The following is an 18,675-nucleotide window of genomic DNA, read 5'->3' as shown; positions in this document are numbered from 1 at the left end:
ACTCGGGGCCATTTTTGGTGGCCTGCAATAGAAGAATCCGCTCAGGATCACACCGTTCACCGCTTCATTGAAGTCACCTACGGAGTGCGAAGTAGCGATCATCGGCGGCGGCCTGGCGGTGATCGCCACTGCCGCGCGGATCCAGCGCATAGCTCTCCAACATCGTCCTTGAACCAGTGTTCTCCGGGTCGTCGGAGGTGAACTGCCCTGCGAGATAGGCATCGCATCTGTCGAGGTGAGTCAGTACCGCTCTGTAATGCTGTCGACCCACTGCAGCGTCGAAGAGTGGAAGGGACTGGATAGGGAGACATCTGGCTCGCGAAAGGCGGAGATTGCGGAGCGCCTGCTTGGCTTAGCTCGACGAATGTATCGAACCTTGGAGAGAACGGCACTCTTTGAAGTCGCGACGCCGCAAACCTATGAATGCTACACCCGGCGCCCGCGAGGAGCGGGGGCAGGCTCCCGGCTGTATCTCGGCAATTGCAACCAAAGAGCGATTCCGCACGATATTGGCATCGAAGGGTTCTGGTTAGGCGAAGATCCTACCTGGCCGGGTCTCGTTACCGTTGCCTGTGTGTTGGGAAGTAAGGCAATCAGCAGGCGCGCGATGAAGCTCAGTCGAACGTGATCTTTCGCGCCGCAAAATAAATCGCCCCGGGTGCATGCGATGAGGCTTCGATCGCATACGCCCGGGGCGCTTGTTGACTTGCTGTTGCGGTTAGTTCACGGTGACTGTGATCATCGTGTTCGCCGTGGTCGATCCGCTGGTACCGGTTACGGTGAGGGTGTAGGTGCCGGTGGTCGTTCCGCCGCTCGGAGGAGGAGTGCTCGAACTGCCGCCGCTTCCGCATCCGATCGCCGCGCCTGCCGCCAAGGCGAACAGAACGGCCAATGACAGCATACGCAGCGCTCGCAGCGACTTGATCTGCTGTTTGCGCCGCCGTCCGAACGGTACGCCGAAGAGCAGGATCGCCCCCAGGGCTACTCCGCCCCCGGCAGTGAAGACGCCCTTACCGTTCAGCTTGAACGACGGCAGATCGAGCTTCGCGGTCTGAGCGGTGGTGTTGATTGTGAGGGTTGCAGTCGCAGCGCTCGCTGCGGTAACGCTGGCCGAGGCAGCCGAGCAGGTTGGGTTATCAGCAGTCAAGGCTCCGCTAGGAGACGAGGTTACGGAGCAGGTGAGAGCGACTGTGCCGGTGAAGGCATTTGCCGGGGTTACGGTGATGTTTGAGGTTCCAGTCGCTCCTTGCGAGGCGATCGTGACCGCTGTTCCCGCCAGCGTGAAGCTGGGTGCCGCCGGTGTGCCTACGACAAGTGAGAACGGGGCTATGGCCTCCAGGCTTCCAGAGGCTCCGTTGACGACTGCGGTGTAGCTCCCGGATGTGGTCGAGGCGTCAGTGTTGATCGTGATGGTTGTGGTGACAGTGCTGGTTCCGGTTACGTTGACAGAGGTCGCGGCACAGGTTGGATTGACGCTTGTGGTAGGGGCGCCGGTAACACCGGAGATGGTGCAGGTCAGGGCTACCGTGCCGGTGAAGCCATTTGCCGGGGTGACCGTGACCGTGGAGTTTGCGGAACCTCCGGGTGCGGCGATGGTGACCCCGGTGGCCGTGAGTGTGAATCTTGGTATCGACGCAGTCTGCGTGGTTACGGCCGTTAGACCGAGGGTGTGGATGATGGTACCCGCGGTATTCTTTCCGGTCACAACCACTTCATAGCTTCCAGGAACGGTTATGGAGCCCGTGTCGACGAGGAGGGTTGTGGTGGCGCTTCCGGCGCTTGACAGGGTTGCCGAGGTGGGACTCAACGAGCAGAGCACCCCCGACGCGCCCGTGCAGCTAAGTGAGACCGCATCGGCGAAGCCGTTGACAGAGGAAAGGTTGATGACGTCAGTCTGAAATCCAGCACCTGTTCCGGTTGCCGGCACACTCAAGATGGTCGATAGCGGCACCATTGTAAAGTCGCTTAGCGGGTTGGTGATCTGTACTACGGCCGCCGAAGATTGGAAGTTGCTGGTGGTGAGCGGAATGTACTGTACCGACACCTGATTGACGCCTTGGGGAAGAAGTGCGCTGTTGACGCCGAGTGTAGCGGAAGAACTGTTCCCGGAACCCGTGGCAAGCAGCGTATAGGTGAGTTGTTTTCCCGACGCAAACAGTACCACGTAACCAGTAGGCGCGGCGCTGTTGGAGCTGGTGACGGTAGTAGACACCAGGATCTGGCTCGTGGGTGAGGTTGCGGCGGCCGATACATTTGCGGTGGTGGTTGTTGCTACACTGCCCGCGCCTATGTCGAAGATGACGGAAGTGGTTTGTGTGACCGCCTTATAGTTGGTGTCTCCTGAGTAACTGAAGGTGATGTTGTACGTATTCAACGCGGAGGAGGGAACAGCGAAGTAAGCGGTCCCCTGTGGAGAGTGTGTGAACGGATCTACTCCCGATACCAGAGTCGCCGAGGTGGGCGTTGTGCCGGAGGGTGCTCCCGACAGGATGGAAAGGGTTCCAGTGGGAGGGAGTGCCAGACCGCTGAAGCTAAGAGAGTTCTCCACTTCCATTTGGATATACGTCACTTGGCCGTTGACTGGGTTGCCGCTAGCGTCCGCATTGGACTCGGAGATATAGATGACAGGCGTGTTCTGTATCACCGTGAAGTTTGTAGACGCCGAGTTGGATGCACCGTAGCTAGCGTCACCGGAGTACTGCGCCTTAACCGTGTGTGCGCCGATCCCGAAGGCCCCATTATATTCAGCGTAGCCATTGGCCGTAACCACCGCCGTGTTGACCGTGGCGCTTCCGTCGAGGAAGGCAACGCTTCCCGTCGGGGCGGTCGTAGTCTTGGTGCTGTCCGTGGAGCCCGGCGCCGCGTGGAGGATCGTCGGCTCTCCGTATTGCACGGTGCCTCCTGATGCAACTGCGCCTTGAGCGGTAAGGACAGTCAGCACAGTCGCACTGCTTTCAGGTGTTACGGTCAGGGGGACTGGAGTCGAAGAACTGGGGCCATTGGTGCTATTGCCCGCGTAGTAGCCGGAGATGTCGTAGCTGCCTCCAGGCAGATTGCTGGCGCTGCCCGTAAAGGCACCACTACTCAGCGGGAAGGCCGCCTGCGTATTAGGAACGGGTGAAGTTGTTACCAGCGCTACATCTCCGGTCGGAGTCGAGCTACCGGTTACAGTGCCCGAGACATTGATGGCTGTGCCATGCACGAAGCTTGTCATCGAAGGAGTCAACGTCGTTGTTGTGGAAGCCAGAGTGATCTTGCCCCAATTGGTAACCAGGTTGTTCGCGTCGAGGGTTCCGAGACCGGTTGCGTAGTCGTAGCCAGTGCCAGCGTTGTAGGATGCGTTCGTTCCGTCTACGCTGATTTCGCCTTCCGTTGTAATTCCAAATTCGGGATCGGCGTTACTACTGCTAAGCGTGATGCCTCCGCTGACTGACTTGCAGTCGACCGGAGCGATTGGAAGGTTATTGTTATAGGCGTCAAACACAGTCGTAGTGGCGCAGGGCACGGTGTTCGTTCCTCCCGTCACATCGTGGAATGTGGTGGGATACTGCGCGGCCAGTGGATAGAGGATGTAGTTGGCCTGACCTTGCGGTCCGTACTTTTGATTGACGAGTGCCATCATGCCCGCGAATGCGGGCGTGGCACCCGAGGTTCCACCGACACCGGTGATCTGCACGGTTTGACCGCTCGACACGGGCTGGCAATCGCCGTCATCGGAGCAGATCGGGTAGTAAGTAAGGTTTATTCCATCGGCGGCGAACAGCGAGACGTCGGGGAGGTCACGCGCTCCGTCTGCCGGAACGCCGACGCCGCTCTGCCAGGAGGGTTTGGGATACGGGCCGTAGGTTACGTTGCTTCCGCTTCCCGTTGCGAGTCCAGCGGTGCTTGGACCTCCGCTTCCCGCTGCGATGGTGGTCACGCCGTCATTGTCGTAGACGCTGATGAGGTTCTGCCCATACTGGCTGTCATTCCAGGGTTGCTCTGGGACAACGGACTTCAGGGAGACCGTGGGTGTCGTGTTGCTCACGGTGGTATTCCAGTAGGTGCTCAAGGAACTTTCACCACCGCTGTAGTAAAAGTCTGTGCCCCCCACCGCCACGTTATAAGGAGTTGAAGCGAGCCCATTCACCGCCTGTCCGAAGACGGCGAACTCCGTGTTGCCGTCGCAGCCCGCTGATCCCTGGTCGCCGGTCGACACCATAACTGTCTGTCCCTGCGCCGCTGCCTGCTCCCAAAGTCCGCTGATAAAAGTGTTGAAGCTGCCCTGGTTAGCTTCGCAGCCGCCAAAGCTCAGACTGATGACGGGGGCTACGTTCGAATAAACGGCATGCTCCATCGCCAGGGTCAAACCGTTATCGACCGCGGTATCGTTCGCGATCACCAGATCGATCTGCGCGTTGGGGGCGACAGAGCCCGCGACCTCGACATCCAGATAGGCCTCGATGGACGCGCTATTCGGCCCATACGGGCTGTTGATGCCGTCGACACCAGGGTCACTGCCGTCGATGATGACCTGTGGTGTATTGGCGGGGAGCCCAAAGAGCGACCGGTAGTTGTTCACCAGGGCGACGTTGATGTTCGATTCGTTCACGATGGCGATCGTTTGACCATCGCCCTTGACCCCGGCGGCATAAAGCGGATTCAAGTCATATTGCACCGCGAAGTCGCCTGGTGCCAGGGGTAGCCGGAAGTTGGTCGAACTGCCCCGTGTCCACTCCGCCTTTGACTCATGCGTGACGGAATTGAACTGAGCCTTGCCCAGGAGCTTTGCGTGCTGCTTCAGGGGGAAATTGTTCAGAGAGACGAATCCGCCAAAGACCGGAGCCAACGCGGCTGGAATCTCCGGGGAGTTCGCATTGGCATAGCGCGTCACTCCCTGTATCGAGTATTGGTGCATCTCCGTGTTGAAGGTGCTCTTCAGCTGGTTGGCCGTGCCAGCGACTTCCAGAACCTGCCGTCCGGGAGCAAGCTTGGTCACCGTGAAGCCCTTCGCCTGAAGCCAGGTCTCCAGCTTGGCCAAGTCATCGTCCGAAGGTCCGAACTGTTTGCCAAATTGCTCCGGCGTCAGCCACTTGTGATAACTCGCGGACCCGGGGGAATGGAGATCATTCACCAGGCGCTTCAGGGAGCTCTCCTGCTCGTCGCTGCGCTTGAGGACGATCTGCATCCGCTCCAGCTTCGTGCCGTCCGGTATTAGTCCGCGATCATTCGCCTTGTTCGCAAGCGGGTGTACCGCACCCTGGAGGGTGACACGCGAAGCTTCAACGATCGGGGAGGTGAGACGGCTTGCAACACCCGTAACGGGACGCACTGCATCCGCTGTCTGGGCCCGGGTGGGAGCCGCAATGGCCAGCGCGAAGCACAGAAGTGCGGATGCGGCGAGTTTCAATAAGGAAACTTTCGACGAAGTAGCGGCGACGGAGACTAGATTCTTGGGCAGCATGGGTCATCCTGAAGGGTGTAAGGGGAGAGATATGGAGAGACGCCTATTTATATAGGTCAATCTCCGCACGGAGGCCGAATGGTGAGAGCAGACTATCACCGCCATGCGAGGCGAAGCATCCTAATTCGCTTGCCTGACTCAACCTAGTGTTCGCAGCATTGCATCGACGAATGTCGGGACTCAGGCGTGCCGGCACTTGATCCTCGCCTCATCTCGCAACGTCAACCAGCCGTCGGAAATCTGCTTTGGTGTGCAACGGATGTCAGTCAGGGGGGACCGTGACCGTGCGGGAGTTTCAGACGGACTTCGCTTACGGATCGATCACGAGCTAAATTCTTCAACTTTTCTCTGCCCAGATCTCTGCTTTGAGCTCGAGACTTGAAAGCTCACGGAGTCAGGGAAGAGTTGCCAAAATGGGGAAATTATTTCCCGTTGTCGAATGCCGGTGCAGTCGATAGCCTTCAGGAACAGACAATCACCAAGAGCAATCGCCGCCGGGAATCCACTGGACGCAGTTCGTCCGGAACTCGCGGAGTCGTGTCTAAAACCGGTTCTAGCAGCGCATAAAGCCTGCTCGATCCCGTATCAGGCCAACAATTCCTCGGAAGTTGCAGAGGTACACCGCAAGGTAGGATGTCGGCGCTTGCCGTCAATCTGTAGAACTTTGAGTACGGGCTGCCAGATAGAGAGCTCCGGAAGAGCTGGATGCACGTGATCAGCCCTGTACGACTAAGTTTCAAACCTTGTTCATTTTTCAGATCTCGTCTTTTTTTCGGGAGATACGAATGCTTGCTTACCTGAATCGTTTTGGGTTTTCTTTTTTCTTTGGGCTCGTTGTATTACTGGGCTGTGGCAGTGGGGTTTTGCAGGCAAGCGGAGCATCGCCTGCGGCAGCGACAACCAGCAGCGCCTCCTCTGCGATCGCCGTCGCTGTAATCGGGTCTTCCATCGCGACCGCCGGAACACCCGTGCAATATGCGGCCTCGCTGACCGGAACCTCGAACACCAGCGTCAGTTGGTCGATCCGCGGCGCGTCCACAAGCGAAAACTACGGCACAATCTCCGCTTCCGGTGTGTATGTCCCGCCAGCCGTGGTGCCGGTTCATAACGTCATATCGATCGTTGCAACCAGCACGGCCGACCCCACCAAGAGCACGGCAACCACCGTCACCATCATGAATCCGGTTCCCGTTGTCTCCACGGTAACCGCGACCCCCGCATATCACAGCACCTTCCTGGTGAACGTTTCGGGCAGTAACTTCCTGCCGTCGTCTGTCATCCTTTACGGAGGTTACGGAGTTACGACTACTTTTGTAAGCTCAACCAATCTGAAGTTCACGCTGTCGAGTCCGCCGGCTGCGGGCACCCTTGTGTCCATCTCGGTTGCGACACCAGCTCCGGGCAAGACTGTATCCGCCAACTACAGCTTCTCCGTTCCAGCGACGGTAGGCGTCACGGTTACTGGTCCCGCGCAGTCTACCGTCAGCTCGCCTGCGCAGTTCAAGTCGGCCGTAACCGGCACGGACAATCAGGCCGTGACCTGGGCAGTTGCGGGAGCCAGCTCCAGCGAAAACTATGGCACCATCAGCGCTTCGGGCGTTTACACCCCGCCAGCCGTCGTGCCGTCACACAACATTATTGCGGTGATCGCCACCAGCGTGGTCGATACCACCAAGACCGCGACAATGACCACAACTCTTTCTTCCGCAGTGCCAACGATCTCCTTGGCATCGTTGACGGCAGCTGCGAAGGGCACCTTCCTGGTAGACGTTCAAGGCTCCAACTACATCTCGACTTCGTATGTTCAGTACCTCGGTTACGGAGTTCCCACGACGGTCGTCAGCGCCAACGAAGTGAAGTTCACGCTGACCTCGCCACCCGCTGCAGGCAGTTCCATCTCTCTGATCGTCGTCAGCCCGGGAATCGGGAAGACTCAGTCCGCACCATATACCGTTACGATTCCAGGTGCGGTTGCCGTATCCGTAACAGGATCGGCTACGGTTGCCATTGGTACGCCAGCGCAGTTCAGCGCCGCTGTAACCGGAACTTCAAACACCGCCGTCAACTGGAAGATCACAGGGGCTTCGGCCAGCGAGAACTACGGGAACATCTCTGCCGCAGGACTCTACACTCCGCCGCCTGCAGTACCTGTTCATGGTCTGATTTCGATCTCTGCCACCAGTCAGGCAGACACCAGCAAGAGCAATTCTCTGACCGTCACGATCAGCAATCCGGTTCCAGCGATCACCTCTGCAAACCTGACGCCTGGCAGCAAAAACACTTTTCTGGTCGACGTATTAGGAACTAACTTTATGTCGGGCTCGGCAGTTCTCTATGGAGGCTATGGCGCGGCGACGACCTATGTGAGCTCCAGCCACCTTCAGTTCACCATCACGAACAACCCGCCTGCCGGCTCGGTCGCGGTCCTTGGCGTCATCAACCCCGCTCCAGGGCGGACGCAGTCGGCGAACTTCAATGTGACGATTCCGGGCGCTGTCGGAATCACGGTGAACGGCAATACGACGGCCTATCTCGGCAATCCGATTCAATACACTGCAACGGTTACCGGCACGTCGAATACGGATGTAACCTGGTCGCTCGCCGCAGGTTCCGCAGCAGACAACTATGGGACGATCTCCTCTACCGGGCTGTATACGCCACCACCCACGGTACCCATACACCCCGGCGTGACCGTCGTCGCGACCAGCAAGGCAGATACGACAAAGAAGGCTTCGCTGGCTGTCGGGCTGCTCAACGCGATCCCAGTCATCACCTCAGCAACAGCGGCAACCAGCGGCAGGAACATCGCCCTTGTTGTGAATGGCAGCAACTTCATCCCCACGACGTTTCTGCAGTTCGAGGGAGTCAATCTGGTCACGAAATACGTGAGCCCGACGCAGATCAGCGCGACGGTGACAACGTCTCAGACAGCAGGTGGAACCGGTCCGGTCATCGCGATCACACCCGCTCCCGGTATGACACAGTCATCCATTTTCACGGTTCAGCTGCCCGGCGCGGTCGGCGTAACCATAGTCGGCGCAAGTCAGGTCGCAGCTGGAGAGACGACCCAATACGCCGCAACTGTGACCGATACCACCAACACGGCGGTGACCTGGTCGGTAGCGACTGCGAATGGCGCAAATCCCGGCACGATCTCTTCGACGGGCCTTTACACGCCGCCGGCTACGGGAGGATCCAATCTTCCTGTAACCATCACCGCAACCAGTCAGGCGCAAGCGACAAGCTCCGGATCGGAAGCCGTTACCGTGGTCGGTGTGTCGGTAGTCGCTGCGGGCCGTCTACTCGATCAGAGCACCTTCGGCCCCACTGAAGACCTTGTCGCTCACGTTCAGGCGGTTGGCTTGAGCAACTTTATCGATGAACAACTGGCGATGCCAGCAAGCCTCCTGCCGGTGCAGAGCCAATTCCCCGCAGCTTGCTTGAGCAACCCGTACATCTGCATCGATGAATACTGGTGGGCTGACGCGGTGGCCGGGCCAGATCAACTGCGGCAGCGGGTTTCGATGACGCTCATGGAGATGCTCGTCGTGAGCTATGAAGAAGCGAACGCAGCCATGGTCGGCGGCTATTCGAACGTCATGACCCGTGACGCCTTCGCAAACTGGTCGACCATCCTGCACGATATGACGCTATCGCCTGCAATGGGACAGTACCTGAATATGGTCAACAGCGGAAAGCCGGCAGCTGGTGCCATTGCGAACGAGAACTTCGCTCGCGAGAACATGCAGCTCTTCAACACCGGCCTGTACCTGTTGAACCAGGACGGGACACTGCAGATGGATAGCAGCGGAAATCCGATCCCGACCTACAGTGAGGCCCAGGTCGAAGCGTTCGCCCGCGTCTTTACGGGATGGACCTATGACATGGGAACTGGGAAGACGGTATTCCCCAACTGGAGCGGAAGTCTCTACAACCCGATGGTGGCTGTCGAATCGGCGCACGTCACCTCGGCTAAGACCTTGCTGAATAGCACGCTTCCGGCAGGGCAGACCGCGGAGCAAGATCTTGACGCGGCCATCCAGGATGTCTTCAATCATCCGAATGTGGGACCGTTTGTCACCAAGCAGTTGATCCAGCACCTGGTGAAGAGCAACCCATCACCGGAATATGTGGGACGTATCGCCGCAGTCTTCGCGAACGACGGTAAGGGAGTCCGCGGGAATATGGCAGCGGTGATCAAAGCTCTGCTGCTCGATCCCGAGGCCCGCGCGGGTGACACCGCGGAGTCGGCGACCGACGGCTACCTTCGCGAACCAATTATCTGGACAGCAAACATCCTTCGCGCTCTGAATGCAGTTCCGAAGGCTGGGTACAACGACTACACCGCCTACACCGCGATTGATACCTTCGCCAACAGCCAGGGACAGAGGGTCTTCAACTCTCCAACCGTCTTCAACTTCTATCCTGCGGAATGGCCGCTGATGAATACCGGGTTGAATGCTCCCCAGTTCGCGCTGGAGGACACGGCCACCATCATGCAGAAGCTGACGCTGTCGAGCAACGTGGTGAACAACCAGCTCGGCAGGCTCACGATCGACCTAACAGCGACGGGCCGGCTGGGCAAGATGGCTGCGGCAAGCAACGACGTTCTCATGCAGGAACTGAGCAATCTCTTCCTGCACGGAAATATGTCGAGCCAGATGCGCACGACTATCATGAACGCGATCTCCGGAACCAGCGATCCCGCACAACGGGTTCGGACCGCTGTCTACCTGATCATCAGCTCGCCGCAGTACAGAGTCATCCACTAGAAACACATTGCGCCACCTGTCAGCTTTTTGTCCGCAGTTTATTGGGAGGATCTGAATTATGCATATCCAGCGCAGAAGCTTCTTACGCTACATCTCTCTTGCCGCAGCCGGCTCAGCGGCGGGAATCGGGCCATTCGGCGCACTCAATGCGTTCGCACAATCTACCTCGTCGGACTACAAGGCGCTGGTCTGCATCCAGCTCGACGGAGGGAACGACGGCAATAATCTCCTGGTGCCGACCGATAGCGCCGGCTATCAGAACTACGCGAAGCTGCGTGGACCTTTGAGCCTCGCGCAGGGCAGTCTGCTTCCGATGAACGGTCTGAGCTATGGGATGAACGGAAACCTTCCCGGAATTCAATCACTGTTTAACAGTGGCCATGCCGCTGTGCTTGCGAACGTTGGAACACTAGTCGCACCCACCACGCGCCAGCAGTACATCAGCGGAACCGCGGTAACTCCGCACAATCTCTTCTCGCACATCGACCAGGAGACGCTCTGGCAGAACTCTGCGCAGAATGTAACCTCGAGCACCGGCTGGGGTGGCCGCATCGCGGACCTGCTTCAGGGCGGAAACTCAGCGGCAAAGTATCCGGTGGTCACTTCGGTGACCGGATCGCATGTCTTCTGCAACGGTGTCAGCACTTCGTATGCGTCTGTCATTCCCGGCAACACCGGCAACGTGTTGTGCACAGAGAAGTCCGGATGCGACATCCGGCTGCAGGCGGCACAGGATCTGCTTACCTTCAATAGTGGTCTGACGCTGGTCCAGGCGGACGATACGCTGACGCAGAATGCCTACAACTACTCCAAGGTATTGCAGGATGCTGTCTCTTCAGCGCAGCCCATCTCCACCGTATTCCCAACGGGCCCCGTGACCTCCCTGGCGGCACAACTCAAGCAGATTGCGCAGATCATCCAGGTGCGTTCGGCGTTGGGAACTGGCCGACAGATCTTCTTCGCGACCCAGACCGGATACGATCTTCATGCCGACCAGGTCTCGCTGCACCCAAGTCTCCTGCAGGACATGAACGCGGCCATCAGCGCGTTCTACCAGGCCACGGTGGAACTCGGCGTCAGCGAGCAGGTGACGACCTTCACCACCTCCGACTTTGGCCGAGCCTTGCAGCCGAACTCTGCTACCGGCAGCGATCACGCCTGGGGCGGTCACCACATCATCGTTGGCGGAGCGGTCAAGGGTGGCAAGCTCTACGGGACCTATCCCACGCTTGCTCTCGGTGGTCCGGACGACGCTGGAGTCAATGGCCGGTGGATTCCTACCACCTCGGTTGCCCAGTATGCGGCGACTCTCGCCAGCTGGTTCGGTGTCGCCGATGGAAACCTCAACAGCGTGCTTCCCACGCTCGAAAACTTCCAGACTCGCAATCTGGGATTCATCTAGGGCCCTCCCTCGTACCAAGGCAAAGGCCGCAAGGATCGCGAGAGTTTCGCGATCCTCGCGGCCTTCAGCTTTTGCGCCTCTAAGTGTTCAGCGGTAGGGACAGTCGTTGCGATAGAGCGAGGTCGACGTCACCGGCACCACGCTCAGCTTGTCCGGATATTTCTCGGCTACGTCCTTTCGTATGAACAAAGCGCGGTCGAGATCTATGTACGGAGCATTCGTCACAAAGACATACTGCTTCTGGAAGGTGGGGTCATCCTTCATCTCGTCGATCATCTGCGCACGGTCGTTGTTCTCGAGCGGGCACTGTCCGTCCACGATCCTCTGGCCGCTGATGTATCCATCGATGAACTGCGGATGCTCTGACATAACATAGCCCATATCGGACTTCGAGTCCACGATGCCGCTGGTTAGTTGCAGATGTCCATGCTTCGCGATGTACGCATCGTTGAGGCCGAGGTTATCAATGTAGTTTCCGGGAACGTAAAAGGGCCACTCTCCGGCCAAGCTGACTGAAGAAAGGGCGTCGGGAGCAGCAAACTGTCTCAGCCACGCGTAGAAGGGGTTAGGTGGCTCGAGCTTGAAAGGGCCATACCGCGCAAGCACCTTCTCCTGCCGCGGGATGAGTAGCTTGTGCCGCAGCGCGAGCATCTCCGCGTCGGTCAGCAGGATGAGACCGACCGCGAAGATCAGTGCCTTGCGCCGGTCAGGCACGAGCAACACCAAGCTCACTGTGAGGTAAAGGATCCAGATTGGGGCAATGTGGGCAAACTGTCGTGAGAATGGAAATGCTGTCTCAGGATCTCCGCCAACCTTCAAGATGTAGAACGCATACAACGCGAAGAATCCGAGCAGGAATACGTGCAGGCTCAGGGTGAACTTACGCCGCACCGCCGCAAACGCGCCAAGCAAGAACACGATCGTGAACGGAGCCACCGCCATAAAGAAGTGCCGCACGTAGCGGACTCCCAACATAAGGCGATGCGAGAGCGTGCCTCCGGTGGCCTTCGCAAAATAAGTGTTTGGTACGAGTTCGCCGAAGTGATGAACGCGGTAGGCGGTCATCGCCGCAAGCATGGCAATCGCGCTTCCAATGGCGAACGCCGGCCACTGGCTCTTGCGGCGAAAAGCGTACAGCCAGTAGCCATTTACCAGCACCGCAATCACGATCCCCTCCGGCCGCGTGAAGACGAGGGATAGCGCCAGCAGCGACGACCAGATCGCGCGACTGCTGTTGCTGCGCCATAGAAATGGCGTCAACAGCGTTGCGGCTACCTGCACGCACACGAAGGTCACTTCCATGCCGGTCATCGAGTAGTAGAGCAGGGGAAGATAGAGAGCCGAGATGATCGCAGCCAGGAAGAGCGACTGCTCCGCGTTCTCAGCAAGCGCGCTCTTGTCGCGCTCACGGATGGAGGCGATCAGGAAGAGCAGAGAAGTTAACGCGTAGCTCAGATAGCCGGCGAGCTTTGAGACAAAGAAGGGCGTGAGTCCAGCCTTCTCCCCGAAGCCGATGAGAAACATCCAGAGGCTGCTGCTGAATCCCTCGACCGGAGGCTGGCCCACATTCCACGCACCGATGCCTTCACCCACGGCGAAGGCATGGGAGTAGTGAAAGGTTATGTAAGCGTCCTCGAGCGTCAGCGGATAAAAAAAGATGACCGCGAGCGTCCCAGCGAGCAGGCAGGCGAAGTAGAGCAGCAGGGGATTGGCGCGGGGGCGTTCTACATCTTCCATCGGGATCTCCTGCGAGTTTAGAGTGTGGCTCGTATCATCCGCCGGGCAGTCTCAGCCCACTGTGCAAAGCGTATCGCACAGGCGCAGAGCGAGCTTCGAAATCAAGGAGCACAGCGTGCCTGAACTTCTTCATTGAGCAATCGATGCCGCCTCTAAAGACTCTCGAGGATGCCTGTCGAAGCTTGCGAGAATCCATCGGCGTAGCGGCGCCTCCACGAAATAAAAGCTTAGAACGCTCAAGATAATTGTCAGCGCGAGGTACAGGGCGTACGCCCACGGCTGGGCGATGGAGTGAACCGATTCGAAGATGTGCAGCACGGGAATGTGAAGAAGATAGAGGCCGAAGCTTGCCTCACCCAACACTACGAGCCAGCGGACGCTGAGCATTCGCGAAAGCCCCGTAGCGCTGCTCGAAAGCGCCCAGATCAGGAGCATGAAGATGGGAGCGAGAATGCCGTCTCCGAGATTGTGCAACGGTATCCAAGGCGACGTTTCCACGGCTGCAACCATCACGATCGCCGCAGCTACCAGGGCAGCGTAAGCCTGCCATGGCTTCGGACTCTGCCTGCGTGCATCGAACTGCCAACTCGCCAGGAGAATGCCGAGAGCGAAGGTGGATAGATGCAGCAGCGGAATGGGCTGAAGCGGCGAGAGATCAAAGCTCGTTGACCACGCGAAGACAAGAGCCTGTCCCCCAACAAATAGAAGAACCGCCGCCGTCCAGCGCGCCTTACCTCGCAAACGCCACAATGGCAATCCAATGAACGGGAAGCTGAGGTAGAACACAGCTTCAGCGGAGAGAGACCAATTGGGAAAGTTGATACCCGAGAACTTTACCAGCCACGCATGCAGCATCAGCGTCTCCACCACGAAGTTAATGGGAATCTTCAACATGGCGTGGTGCATACTGGAAAGCCGTGCCAGCATCCGGAAGGAGAATGGGAGATCCATCAGCAGTGTGATGAAGAAGAGTGGGTACACCCGCGCGAAACGCGCAATGAAGAACTTGCGCCTATCGATCGGCTTCTCTCTGCGTAGATACACAATCGCAAGGATGTAGCCCGAGAGCAGGAAGAAGAAGCTGACGGAGACAAATCCGATCGAGAGAAATCGGCTGCCGAAGTTCGGCAGCGCATCCGCGGGATGCGGGGTATTGATATTTGCTGGAAGAAACCGTCCGCGTACCAGGTTCCCCAGTGTGTGGTAGATGACGACGAAGAAGGCCGCAAAGAATCGAAGCGAGGTGAGCGGATGAATCTTGTCGGCACTGGAGTTCGGCGCGGCGCTCATACGTGTCCTCTGGGCTCCCAAGGAGTTTGCGTTCGTAGCCTGCGCTGTGTCGTCTGCCGCCCACTACTGTCAACAACCGACGCCGCGGTTAGCCTACTTGACCGATTTGAGCGCCCGAAGCACGATCGGAGGCAGCAGGTCCTTGGCCAGGCGACGACCCAGCGGTTCTTTCTGCTGGTAGAAGGTTGGCGCGTAGATCGAGCTGTGCGCTTTGAAGTCCTTCTCGCCGACCGTGTGATAGTAGGTGGCAAAGGACATCCGTGAGCGCGTATCCGAGAGCACCGGGCGAACGGCATGGAAGTTCTTATCGCCGATCTCCATGATCAGCGTCCGGTTGAAAATCGGTTCCACGACTTTCTCACACTTTGTAGCATCGTCGTTGTAGAGTTCGAGTTGTCCGCCCAGCGCCGGATCCCAGTCGTGGTTCAGGTAGGTGAGCATGGCCAGGCGGCGGAAGAGTCCCGTGTTCATGTCTGTGTTACGGTCCGCGTGGATCTCGAATTTACCACCCGCCGGAACAACATGGTATCCCGCGCCTCCTAGGTAGGGATCGCCCAGCAGGCCCCAGATTCCAGTCATCTCGGAGAGGAGGTAGAGGAAGCCGGCAGAGTTCAGGAACGCTGCGAACTGGTAGCCGCAAGGCCCAAGGTCTACGGCTGAGCGAAAGTTCGATTTGACCGACTGCGCATTCCGGTCATGGACCCACTTATCGTCGGTCAGGGGCGGCAGCTCCTCGAGCATGTCTTCGAGCGTTTCTTTTGGGAAGAGATTGTCGATGACGAGGTGAGGGAAGGGAACCGCGTTCTTGTACCTCTGGTACATCTCCGTGGTCGGCGCGGGAAGATTGACTCGATCAGTGAGCATCGAAGCGATACCTTCGATGTGACCAATGTGCGTGGTTTTTATAGCGGTCTCGGTCTGCATGAGTCACCCCGGTCAAATCTGTGTTGCCAAAGGATTCCCGGAGCGATTCAGCTATCGCTCGGTCCGGCACCCGCTAACTAATTGTAATTGCAGAAGATGCTGGCTCCTGGCAAGCGTTAGCCGCACCAGCATTCTAGCAATTGGCAAAAACTTTGACAATCGGAGATCTCCCCGTCATCAGGCTGGCGTCATTCCATATCGAGGTCTTCCAAAGTCCTCGGGAAGCAGAGATTGGAGGCGAGTAGAACAGCGAACAGAAGATTTAGCCAGACATACCTGTAGAGCAGCCTGCAGGGATAGGTCAAGGCTACCTCCGGGGCATGTTCGTCTGAGGGCCGCTCGGGTTCAGGGGTGGAAAACATGGACATAGAATAACGAACGATAGTTGACGAGTGCGTCAGGACAAATGGAATTCGGTGCGATATGTTGTCTTGCCTGATTGCGTCTTTTCGAACCGCACCATTGTCCTGCGGAATTCCGAGCAGCCTGAGCGTCGGAGCTACGAAGAGAAGAGGCTAAACCGAATCCATTGCGGCAGCTGCCCCGGAGAGGACGGCCTTTCTACGGAAGAAACGTTGGCGCTCCATCCAAACCGAGGCACCGATCGCATCCTGTTGCTCAATCGAGTATTTGACGATGGCGGCGGCAGCGTTCGCAGCAGCCTCAAAAAAACGCGCTCGCCAGGTAGGTGCGGAAAGAATTCGCTGCAATTTCAGATCGTTCGAGTGCTTCTCAATCCGTGGAGGGGGCATAAGATCTCCGAAAGCGGTACAGGATTCAAATTGATATAAGTCGTTCTCGTTGGTAGCCTGAAACAGACGACGGCTGAGTCGCACTATTCGTCGGCTTCCTGATCTTAGATGCCAGCGCATGACTGAGTACATGGCGCGTTGGTGGTACCGCACTTGATGAAACTGCTTCTCGCGCTCCGCCTCCCTTGCCGGGAGATCTGCGTGCCGCCCATAATCTCCAAACGAGCGCCTTGGAGCCACCATGCAAAGGGTGAACCGGCTCCGGCACTCGATCACCCAAGCAATGAAGAGTAGACACGCCGGACCGAAGAACCGACGTGTGATCCGGACTAAAAGACCTGGGCAAAATCCCGGATAAGGAGAGACTTCTGCCTACGATCAAACGCATGATGGATTTGAAGCCTGGGGAGCTATTCCACAGGCTTTGGCTGAAGCTTGCCTCTGAGGATATGAGGAGGTCAAGGTTTCTGCTAGCGCGGCTGCAGAATCGCAACGCGGCGTCGCATGAGCCGGTCTGCGCGGCCGGGGGGCCGGTTGTGTCTCTGACAACTTATGGAAAGCGGGTGGATACGGTCTATCTCACCCTGGAGTCCATTTCCCTTGGCTTGCTTCGCCCAAGCCGCTTGATCCTCTGGCTCGATGAGATCGACAGGCTGGAAAATCTCCCGGCGACGCTTCGCAGGCTCCAGGCGCGGGGGCTCGAGGTCCGCCAGACCCCGAACTATGGGCCGCACAAGAAGTATTATCCCTATCTCGAGTCCAGTACCTTGCTGGATGCCCCGCTGGCGACCGCAGACGACGATGTGGTCTATCCTCATGGCTGGCTCAAAGGACTTGCGGACAGCTATGGAGAGTTCCCCTCACTTGTTAGTTGCTATCGTGCCCATGTCGTCCGTTTTGAAGGGGACAAGTTTGCCCCCTACGTCACTTGGAACCGCTGCCGGTCGACGGAGCCGAGTTTCCTGCATTTTGCTACCGGGGTCTCAGGCACCATCTATCCGCCGGAACTACAGGAAAGAATCAAGGCGGCCGGACGAGGTTTTGAAGATCTCTGCCCTCGTGCCGACGATGTCTGGTTACACCAACAGGCATTGCGTGGAGGCTTCCGCATTAAGCAGTTGAAGGCATGGGAACAGAGTTTTCCGGAGCTGCCCGGAACCCAGGACATCGGCCTCGTGGTCGAAAACGTCCATGGCTCACAGAACGACCTGCAGATTGAAAAGACCTACAGCCCTGACGATATTGGGTTCCTCATGGCCCAGACCCAGCCGGATTAGCTCAGGACGGATTGCCCAAGTTGTGTTTCAAGCGTCATAAACCGGGACCTGCGCGTCAATCAGCCGCCAAGTAATCTTTTGCGGAGCTGACGAGGGATTAGAAAGGAGAGTCTACTGCCGAACTACCACCCAAATTCGGGACTGAGACCTGGGGCAGTGACGCACCGGCTCTGGCTTGAAATGGCCGGCCTGGATCTCCGCACGACCGGCCTTTGTCTGCGGAGGCTGAAACGCCGCAACCGCGAAGATACCGCATCTGTCATCTCAGCGGACGGGCCGGTCGTTTCGATGACCAGCTATGGAAAGCGGATCGATACGGTTTATCTCACCCTAGAGTCAATCGGCAGGGGAGTGCTGCTTCCAAGACGGCTGATCCTCTGGCTTGACGACGAGACAGCCTTCAAGAATCGACCAGACTCGCTGCGAAGGCTCGAGGCCCGCGGGCTCGAGGTCCGACTCGCCGGCAGCTACGGCCCGCATACGAAGTACTATCCATACCTAGAGTCCCAGACTGCTCTGAATGCTCCTCTGGTCACGGCCGATGACGACACGCTCTACCCGGCCGGATGGCTCAAGGGGCTCGCCGATGGATTCACGCAATACCCGGGGCTAGTCTCTTGCTGCCGCGCGCACAAGATCCTGCTCGAAGGCCCGGGCTTCGCTCCTTACGTAACCTGGGAGAGGTGCGCTTCGACTGAGCCGAGCATCCTCAACTTTGCCACCGGTGTCTCCGGTGTCATCTATCCACCAGCGCTGCAGCGGCAGCTGAAGGCCGCAGGCCTGGACTTCGTGGGACTCTGTCCCAAGGCAGACGATGTCTGGCTGCATCTTCAAGCCCTGCGCGGCGGATTCCAGGTGCGGCAGGTGAAGCCATGGGAACAAAGCTTCCCGACATTGCCGGGAACCCAGGGGACGGGCCTGATCCAGGGCAACGTACATGGCTCTCAGAACGACGTTCAGATTCGCAGAACCTATACCGCTGCGGACATCGCTTTGCTCCAGTCGGCCTACATCCTCCAGGAGTCCGCAGCCGCACCGCCGAAGGACTAAATCCGACCGCAAAACCAAGAGCGGAACC

General features: G+C 58.2%; 10 protein-coding genes. 4 read left to right on the top strand and 6 right to left on the bottom strand.

Features of this window, described 5'->3' with window-relative positions:
- Positions 1 to 73: 73 nt before the first annotated feature.
- The gene (locus HDF16_RS09115; RefSeq protein ID WP_184215706.1) at positions 74 to 271 is read right to left on the bottom strand and encodes a hypothetical protein; all 198 of its coding nucleotides are present in this window, start codon (positions 269 to 271) and stop codon (positions 74 to 76) included.
- 447 nt (positions 272 to 718) lie between these two features.
- The gene (locus tag HDF16_RS09110; RefSeq protein WP_184215704.1) at positions 719 to 5,443 is read right to left on the bottom strand and encodes a protease pro-enzyme activation domain-containing protein; all 4,725 of its coding nucleotides are present in this window, start codon (positions 5,441 to 5,443) and stop codon (positions 719 to 721) included.
- 785 nt (positions 5,444 to 6,228) lie between these two features.
- Here HDF16_RS09110 and HDF16_RS09105 point away from each other — a divergent pair.
- Together HDF16_RS09105 and HDF16_RS09100 are read left to right on the top strand one after the other, a co-directional pair.
- Positions 6,229 to 10,215 (top strand): DUF1800 domain-containing protein, encoded by a 3,987-nt coding sequence (locus HDF16_RS09105; protein ID WP_184215702.1) that lies wholly within the window; start codon positions 6,229 to 6,231, stop codon positions 10,213 to 10,215.
- Positions 10,216 to 10,273: 58 nt separating this feature from the next.
- Entirely contained in the window at positions 10,274 to 11,617 is a 1,344-nt protein-coding gene (locus HDF16_RS09100; protein WP_184215700.1) for a DUF1501 domain-containing protein, read from the top strand.
- Between the two features lie 87 nt (positions 11,618 to 11,704).
- Here the strand turns inward: HDF16_RS09100 and HDF16_RS09095 are convergent, their stop codons facing one another.
- The 4 genes from HDF16_RS09095 to HDF16_RS09080 all read right to left on the bottom strand — a co-directional run bounded on the left by HDF16_RS09095 (position 11,705) and on the right by HDF16_RS09080 (position 16,320).
- Positions 11,705 to 13,354: a hypothetical protein gene (locus tag HDF16_RS09095; protein WP_184215698.1), complete on the bottom strand. Its 1,650-nt coding sequence runs from the start codon at positions 13,352 to 13,354 to the stop codon at positions 11,705 to 11,707.
- Between the two features lie 129 nt (positions 13,355 to 13,483).
- Complete coding sequence (locus HDF16_RS09090) at positions 13,484 to 14,644, bottom strand: acyltransferase family protein (RefSeq protein ID WP_184215697.1); 1,161 nt, start codon at positions 14,642 to 14,644, stop codon at positions 13,484 to 13,486.
- Between the two features lie 93 nt (positions 14,645 to 14,737).
- Entirely contained in the window at positions 14,738 to 15,568 is an 831-nt protein-coding gene (locus HDF16_RS09085; RefSeq protein WP_184215695.1) for a 2OG-Fe(II) oxygenase, read from the bottom strand.
- 515 nt (positions 15,569 to 16,083) lie between these two features.
- The gene (locus HDF16_RS09080; protein ID WP_184215693.1) at positions 16,084 to 16,320 is read right to left on the bottom strand and encodes a hypothetical protein; all 237 of its coding nucleotides are present in this window, start codon (positions 16,318 to 16,320) and stop codon (positions 16,084 to 16,086) included.
- Positions 16,321 to 16,706: 386 nt separating this feature from the next.
- On the opposite strand from HDF16_RS09080, the gene HDF16_RS09075 reads away from it, so the two are divergent.
- Together HDF16_RS09075 and HDF16_RS09070 are read left to right on the top strand one after the other, a co-directional pair.
- The gene (locus HDF16_RS09075; RefSeq protein ID WP_184215691.1) at positions 16,707 to 17,597 is read left to right on the top strand and encodes a glycosyltransferase family 2 protein; all 891 of its coding nucleotides are present in this window, start codon (positions 16,707 to 16,709) and stop codon (positions 17,595 to 17,597) included.
- Between the two features lie 156 nt (positions 17,598 to 17,753).
- Positions 17,754 to 18,647 carry a hypothetical protein gene (locus HDF16_RS09070; protein ID WP_184215689.1) on the top strand — a complete coding sequence of 298 codons (894 nt, stop codon included), beginning with the start codon at positions 17,754 to 17,756 and terminating at the stop codon, positions 18,645 to 18,647.
- Positions 18,648 to 18,675: the final 28 nt, after the last annotated feature.

Origin of the sequence: Granulicella aggregans, assembly GCF_014203275.1 — a bacterium.
GTDB lineage: Bacteria > Acidobacteriota > Terriglobia > Terriglobales > Acidobacteriaceae > Edaphobacter.
This window is presented reverse-complemented; position numbering and strand designations above follow the sequence as displayed.

Excerpts from the sequence above, each read along its gene's own strand:
- HDF16_RS09095 (WP_184215698.1), bottom strand. The coding sequence starts at position 13,354 with ATGGAAGATGTAGAACGCCCCCGCGCCAATCCCCTGCTGCTCTACTTC.
- HDF16_RS09090 (WP_184215697.1), bottom strand. The coding sequence starts at position 14,644 with ATGAGCGCCGCGCCGAACTCCAGTGCCGACAAGATTCATCCGCTCACC.
- HDF16_RS09075 (WP_184215691.1), top strand. The coding sequence starts at position 16,707 with ATGATGGATTTGAAGCCTGGGGAGCTATTCCACAGGCTTTGGCTGAAG.
- HDF16_RS09080 (WP_184215693.1), bottom strand. The coding sequence starts at position 16,320 with ATGCCCCCTCCACGGATTGAGAAGCACTCGAACGATCTGAAATTGCAG.
- HDF16_RS09085 (WP_184215695.1), bottom strand. The coding sequence starts at position 15,568 with ATGCAGACCGAGACCGCTATAAAAACCACGCACATTGGTCACATCGAA.
- HDF16_RS09110 (WP_184215704.1), bottom strand. The coding sequence starts at position 5,443 with ATGCTGCCCAAGAATCTAGTCTCCGTCGCCGCTACTTCGTCGAAAGTT.
- HDF16_RS09100 (WP_184215700.1), top strand. The coding sequence starts at position 10,274 with ATGCATATCCAGCGCAGAAGCTTCTTACGCTACATCTCTCTTGCCGCA.
- HDF16_RS09105 (WP_184215702.1), top strand. The coding sequence starts at position 6,229 with ATGCTTGCTTACCTGAATCGTTTTGGGTTTTCTTTTTTCTTTGGGCTC.